Below are 6005 nucleotides of genomic sequence, written 5' to 3'. Positions count from 1 at the left end.
TGGTTGTACCGCGGCAGCGGCAACGGCGGCTGGCTCTCAGCAGCGCAGGTGGGCCGCGGCTGGCAGGGCTTTTCGATCCTCTTCTAGGCTGAAGTGACGCAGGCCCTTTTCAGCGATACGGCCGCCGCGCGTTTCGAGACGGGGGCAGTTGGCAGTGTTCGCGGTGAACATTGCCAACTGCCCCTTTCCGATTCTTCGAATCAGCGCAGCTGCGTGGCCCCGAGCGCGTCAGCCAGGAACGCGTAGTCCCAAGCCCGCGTCTTCCAGCCTTCGTAGCGGCCGGACGCGCCGCCGTGGCCACCGTCCATTTCGATTTTCAGCACAATCGGCTCCGTTCCAGTGGAGACGGCACGCAGTTCCTGCACCCACTTGGCCGGTTCCACGTACAGTACGCGGGTGTCGTTGAAGCTGGTGACGGCCGCGATCTTCGGGTACGCCACGGGCCGCACGTTCTCATATGGGGTGTAGTCCTTCATGTACTTGTACACCTCTGGGTCGGTGATTGGGTTGCCCCACTCCTCCCATTCCAGTGCGGAAAGTGGCAGCTCCGGGTCCAGGATGGTGGTCAGCGCGTCCACGAATGGTACCTGCGCGACAATGGCCGCGTACTTTTCCGGTGCCAGATTCGCCACGGCGCCCATGAGCAGCCCGCCGGCTGAGCCGCCCATGGCCGCGATGCGTGCGGGGTCCACCCATCCCGAAGCGGCCAGCCAGTTAGTGGCGGTAACGAAGTCGGTGAACGTGTTCTTCTTGTTCAGCTTCTTCCCGTTCTCATACCAGTGCCGGCCCATCTCGCCGCCACCGCGCACGTGGGCAACGACAAACACCACGCCGCGGTCCAAAAGCGAGAGCCGTGCGACGCTGAAGCCGGGGTCCATGCTGACTTCGTAGGAGCCGTAGCCGTACACCACACCCGCGTTCGCACCATCGCGGGGCAAATTCGCGCGGCGCAGCACCGACAACGGAACTTGCGTGCCGTCGTCGGCCGTGGCCCAGACGCGTTCGGCAACATAGTCGGAGGCGTTGTAGCCGCCCAGCACCGGTGTTTCCTTGCGCAACAGCAGCTCGCCGTCCGCCCCGGCAAGCGGCAGCACGTAGTCGTAGACGCGCGGCGGCGTGAAATCCGAGGTGTAGATGAGCCGGATCAGCGGTGACTCGTATTCGCTCCCGCCCATCGAGGCCGTGTACAGCTCCTCGTCAAAGACAGGCTCGACGGCGGCGCTCTGCCCGGGTGTTCCCAAGCCTTCCAGCGCGGTCACCTGGATGCGCTCAATGGTGTCCTTGCGCAGTGAAACCACCATGTGTGTTGCCGTCACGGTGGCACCGTTGATGCGCACCGAATCGTCGTGGGGCACCACCGTGTCCCAGTGCTGTTCGGCCACCGGCTTGCCGAACTCCGCGGCATCAACCACGGAAATCATGGAGTTGACGGCGTCGCGGTCATGGGTGAGCAGCACCTTTTCGACGCCGTCCTGAAGGAAGGGTTCGGCGTCGTACAGGATCTCGGCGGTACGGGGGATGAGCAGCTGCAGGCCCTTTTCTGGGGCGGCAAAGTCCAGCATCCGGGTTTCGCTGAACTCGGAGCAGCCGATGCCGATGACCAGGTGGCTGCGGTCGGCGGAGAGCTCGAAGCCTGTCCACATGGCGACGTCGTCCTCCTGGTAGAGGACCTTATCGCTTTCCACGGGAGTGCCCAAAATATGGGATTTCACCTGGTGGGGGCGCCAGGAATCGTCAGCCAGCATGTAGTAAAGCGTGCTGCCGTCGGGCGAGAACGTCAGCCCGTAGAACACGTTTTCAATGGTTTCCGGCAGCAGCTCGCCGGTGCGAAGATCCTTAATGCGGATGGTGAAAAGCTCATCGCCGGCAAAGTCCGCGGCATAGGCGTAAAGGTTGCCGTCGCGGGTGACGGACGCGCCGCCCAGTGAGAAGAAGGGCTTGCCCTCGGCCTCGGCGTTGCAGTCCAGCAGGACCTGTTCGCCCGGCACATCGACGCCGGGTTCAATGACGGGAGGCGTCCAGTCCGCAAGACCGCCGGTGCTCTCCGCGGCGACCCGGCACTGGATGCCGTACGACTGGCCTTCCACCATGCGCCCGTAGTACCACCAGCCGTCCTTGCGGCTGGGAACGGACAGATCGGTTTCCTGCGTGCGGTTCTTGATCTCGTTGAAAATATCGTCGCGCAGTGTCTCCTGGTCGGCGGTGACGGCATCCGTATAGGCCTGTTCGGCGTTCAGGTGCGCCACCACTTCCGGGTTTTCCTTCTCCCGCAGCCACTCGTAGTTGTCCACAAACGTGTCCCCGTGGTGTGTCCTGTCGGTGGGAACCTTCTTCGCAACCGGGGGCCTGGTGGTGGCTTCGGTGGCGGTGGGAATCGTGGCGGACTGGGCTGCAACGGCGTCGGAAGTGCTCATGGAATCCACTGTATAGAGATAGGGCTGCATCAGGGTGGGAGTATGCCGACAGCGCAGCCGGGGTCCACTCCGGCCTGAATGGTTGACCGACTGCCCACCTCATGGAATATTTATAGAACGAACGGTCGGTAATTTGCTGGACTGTCGCGTGCCGAGGGTCCAGCCGCTCTGCACGCTTGCGGGAGAAGGGTGTGGCCATGTCCGGAAAGGCACCGCAGGCGTTTTTGGTGGGCGGGGTCCGAACACCCGTTGGACGTTACGGCGGAGCGCTCTCAACGATTCGTCCCGACGACCTCGCCGCATTGGTTGTGAGGGAACTGGTGGCCAGAACCGGCGTGGACCCGGCCATGGTGGACGAGGTCATTCTGGGCAACGCCAACGGCGCCGGTGAGGAAAACCGCAACGTGGCCCGCATGGCCTGGCTGCTGGCAGGCTTCCCGGACACGGTTCCAGGCATCACCGTCAACCGCCTGTGCGCCTCCGGAATGAGTGCCATCACCATGGCCTCCCACATGATCAAGGCCGGGGCCGCGGATCTGGTGGTGGCCGGCGGCGTCGAGTCGATGTCCCGCGCCCCGTGGGTCATGGCCAAGCCGGAAAAGGCCTTCGCCAAGCCTGGAGCCAGCTTCGACACGTCCATCGGCTGGAGGTTCACGAACCCGAACTTCCTCTCCGGCGAACTCTCCCGTGACGGCAAAATGACGTTCTCCATGACGGAAACAGCCGAAGAGGTAGCCCGGCGCTACAAAACGTCCCGGGAGGATTGCGACGCGTTTTCGGTGCGCTCCCACGAACTTGCCCTGGCTGCCATCGCCGCGGGCCGGCTCCGCGAAGAAATTGTCCCCGTCACGGTCCACGGCCGCAAGGCGGACACCGTGATCAGCGACGATGAAGGCCCGCGCCCCGGCACCACCATGGATGTATTGGCCGGCCTGCGCCCGGTGGTGAAGGGCGGCACTGTGGTCACGGCGGGCAATTCCTCAACATTGAACGATGGCGCCTCCGCCATCCTGGTCGCTTCCGAAGCCGCCCTCCAGAAGTACGGTTTGACCCCGCGCGCCCGCATCATCGACGGGGCCGCTGCGGGCCTTGCCCCGGAAATCATGGGCATGGGCCCGGTTGCCGCCACAGCCAAGGTCCTCCAACGGCAAGGCAGAAGCGTGGGCGAACTGGCCACCGTCGAACTTAATGAAGCGTTCGCGTCGCAGTCGCTGGCCAGCATACGTGAGCTCGGCCTGGACCCGGGCACAGTCAACCTCGACGGCGGTGCCATCGCCCTGGGCCACCCGCTGGGCTCCTCCGGCTCGCGGCTCGTGGTCACGCTACTGGGCCGCCTGGAACGGGAATCCCCGGGAGGGCTGGGCCTGGCCACCATGTGCATCGGCGTGGGACAAGGCGCCGCACTGCTGGTGGGAGGCCTGTGATGGACGGCACCGTGACGGACGACGCCGGACACCTCCCTGGACAGGAGGCCTTTGCCACGCTGCTGGTCACCGATGCGGCGGACCGGGTGGTGGTGCAGCTGAATCGGCCGGAGGTGCGCAACGCAATCAACGCCCGCATGGTCGCGGAACTCCACGCTGTGTGTGAGCTGCTGGAGGCCCAGCCGAAAGTGCTCATTCTTCACGGCACTGTTGGGGATGAGGTGGCTGGCATCAAGGGCATTTTTGCTTCGGGAGCCGACATCGCCGAACTGCGCGGGCGTCGGCGCCAGGATGCGCTGGCCGGCATCAACTCCGGCCTATTCGAGCGGATTGCCAAGCTGCCCATGCCCGTCATTGCCGCACTGGACGGGTATGCGCTCGGTGGCGGTGCCGAGCTGGCGTATGCGGCCGACTTCCGAATCGGCACCCGGGCGCTGCGCATGGGCCAGCCGGAAACGTCGCTGGGCATCATGGCCGCTGCCGGTGCCACGTGGCGGCTGAAGGAATTGGTGGGCGAGCCTGTCGCCAAACAGCTGCTGCTGGCCGGTCGCATCCTCACCGGCGAGGGCGCCCTCGCCGTGGGGCTTATTACCGAGCTGGTGGAGCAGGCGGGGCTGCTTGATGCGGCTCACGCGCTCGCGGACAGGATCTGTGCACAGGACCCGTTGGCCCTGCAAGCCACGAAGCGGGTGTTCCACGCACCCCGCGAGGCCCATCCGGCGGTGGACAACTTGGCCCAGGCGGAGCTGTTTGAATCCCCGGCCAAGTTCGAGCGCATGCAGGCGTTCCTGGATAGGAAGCAGTCATGACCCCCACCCAACCCGACGCTCCCGCACTTTCGGGGGTCTGTTCGCCAACCCTTCCGCAGTTTGTGGGCGTTTTGGGGGGTGGGCGCATGGGTGCCGGGATCGCACACGCGTTTCTACTGGCTGGCTGCAACGTTGTGGTGGTGGAGCGCGACGGCGACGCGGCCGCCAGCGCACGTGAGCGGGTGGAATCCGCCGTGGCCAAGTCCGTGGAACGCGGACAGATTGGCGGGGCCGGTACGCTCATGGCCCGGTTGGCGGTCTCCACCGATTACGCAGATTTCGCCGACAAGGAACTGGTGGTTGAAGCCGTCCCGGAAATCTTAGATCTCAAGGTTGCCTCACTGCAACGCGTGGAAAAGCATCTCAGCGCCACGGCATTCCTCGCTTCAAACACGTCCTCGCTGTCCATCGCCGGGCTGGCTGCTGGGCTGACCCGCCCACAAAACTTCATTGGCCTGCACTTTTTCAACCCCGTCCCGTCGTCCACCCTTGTCGAAGTGGTTGTAGCCAGCCGCACGCTGCCGATGCTGGTGGATTCCGCCAAGGGGTGGGTGGCCGCGTTGGGTAAGACCGCAGTGGTGGTCAAGGATTCCCCGGGCTTTGCCTCCTCGCGCTTGGGTGTGGCTTTGGCATTGGAGGCTATGCGCATGCTGGAGGACAGTGTTGCCAGTGCACAGGATATCGACGCAGCCATGGTGCTCGGCTACAAACACGCCACGGGCCCGCTGCGCACCACAGACTTGGTGGGACTCGACGTTCGGCTGGAGATTGCCGAGTACCTGGAATCGACGCTGGGGGAGAGGTTTGCGCCACCGCAGCTCCTGCGTGACAAGGTGGCTCGCGGCGAGCTGGGACGTAAAACCGGCAGAGGATTTTTCGACTGGGATTGAGTCACCCGGGCAGCAGTACCACCACTGCCCACACAGCAGCACCGCAAACCGTACGGCACATCGAGGTACTTTGAAAGGACGGTTTGGCGATGGCCACCGCAACGAAAACAGGGTTTGTTCCCAGCTATGTCCAAGATGCCTGGTGGACGCCGGATGCAGACGTCCGCGGCACCGACGCGCGGGACGCCAGCACTGGGGAGGTGCTGGCCCGAGTCTCCGTGGACGGGCTGGACCTGGCCGCCGTGGTGGAGCATGGGCGCACAGTCGGCAGGAATGAACTGGGCAAGTTGACCATCCACGAGCGCGCGTTGAAACTGCGTGAATTGGCTGGCTATCTCAACGGACGCCGCGAGGAGCTGTACGCGGTCTCCGCACAAACCGGAGCCACAAAAATCGACTCCATGGTGGACATCGACGGTGGCATCGGGGTGCTGTTCACGCTGTCCTCCAAGGGCCGGCGCGAACTGC

Annotated in this window: 4 protein-coding genes and 1 pseudogene; 4 read left to right on the top strand and 1 reads right to left on the bottom strand. The window is 64.6% G+C overall.

Translation table 11 applies throughout. The features are described 5' to 3' along the window. Nucleotides 1-200: 200 nt before the first annotated feature. A complete protein-coding gene (locus Q4P21_RS15585; protein WP_303389641.1) occupies nucleotides 201-2414 on the bottom strand; it encodes a S9 family peptidase in 2214 nt (737 codons plus the stop codon). A gap of 197 nt (nucleotides 2415-2611) precedes the next feature. Between Q4P21_RS15585 and Q4P21_RS15580 the strand changes: the two genes are divergently transcribed. The 4 genes and pseudogenes from Q4P21_RS15580 to Q4P21_RS15565 all read left to right on the top strand — a co-directional run. Continuing rightward, nucleotides 2612-3838 (top strand): acetyl-CoA C-acyltransferase, encoded by a 1227-nt coding sequence (locus Q4P21_RS15580; RefSeq protein ID WP_303389640.1) that lies wholly within the window; start codon nucleotides 2612-2614, stop codon nucleotides 3836-3838. Beyond that, complete coding sequence (locus Q4P21_RS15575) at nucleotides 3838-4647, top strand: enoyl-CoA hydratase/isomerase family protein (protein ID WP_303389639.1); 810 nt, start codon at nucleotides 3838-3840, stop codon at nucleotides 4645-4647. The genes Q4P21_RS15580 and Q4P21_RS15575 overlap by 1 nt, the downstream gene beginning before the upstream one ends. After that, a complete protein-coding gene (locus Q4P21_RS15570) occupies nucleotides 4644-5537 on the top strand; it encodes a 3-hydroxyacyl-CoA dehydrogenase family protein (protein WP_303389638.1) in 894 nt (297 codons plus the stop codon). The genes Q4P21_RS15575 and Q4P21_RS15570 overlap by 4 nt, the downstream gene beginning before the upstream one ends. Nucleotides 5538-5626: 89 nt before the next feature. Next, a pseudogene (locus Q4P21_RS15565) lies at nucleotides 5627-6005 on the top strand (phenylacetic acid degradation bifunctional protein PaaZ); the annotation flags it as partial.

The organism is Arthrobacter sp. (assembly GCF_030540645.1).
Taxonomy (GTDB): Bacteria; Actinomycetota; Actinomycetes; order Actinomycetales; family Micrococcaceae; genus Specibacter.
Note: the sequence above shows the minus strand (reverse complement) of the source record. Positions and strands in the feature narration are given on the sequence as shown.

Coding starts and splice junctions, on each gene's coding strand:
- Q4P21_RS15575 (WP_303389639.1), top strand. CDS start 3,838: ATGGACGGCACCGTGACGGACGACGCCGGACACCTCCCTGGACAGGAG.
- Q4P21_RS15585 (WP_303389641.1), bottom strand. CDS start 2,414: ATGAGCACTTCCGACGCCGTTGCAGCCCAGTCCGCCACGATTCCCACC.
- Q4P21_RS15570 (WP_303389638.1), top strand. CDS start 4,644: ATGACCCCCACCCAACCCGACGCTCCCGCACTTTCGGGGGTCTGTTCG.
- Q4P21_RS15580 (WP_303389640.1), top strand. CDS start 2,612: ATGTCCGGAAAGGCACCGCAGGCGTTTTTGGTGGGCGGGGTCCGAACA.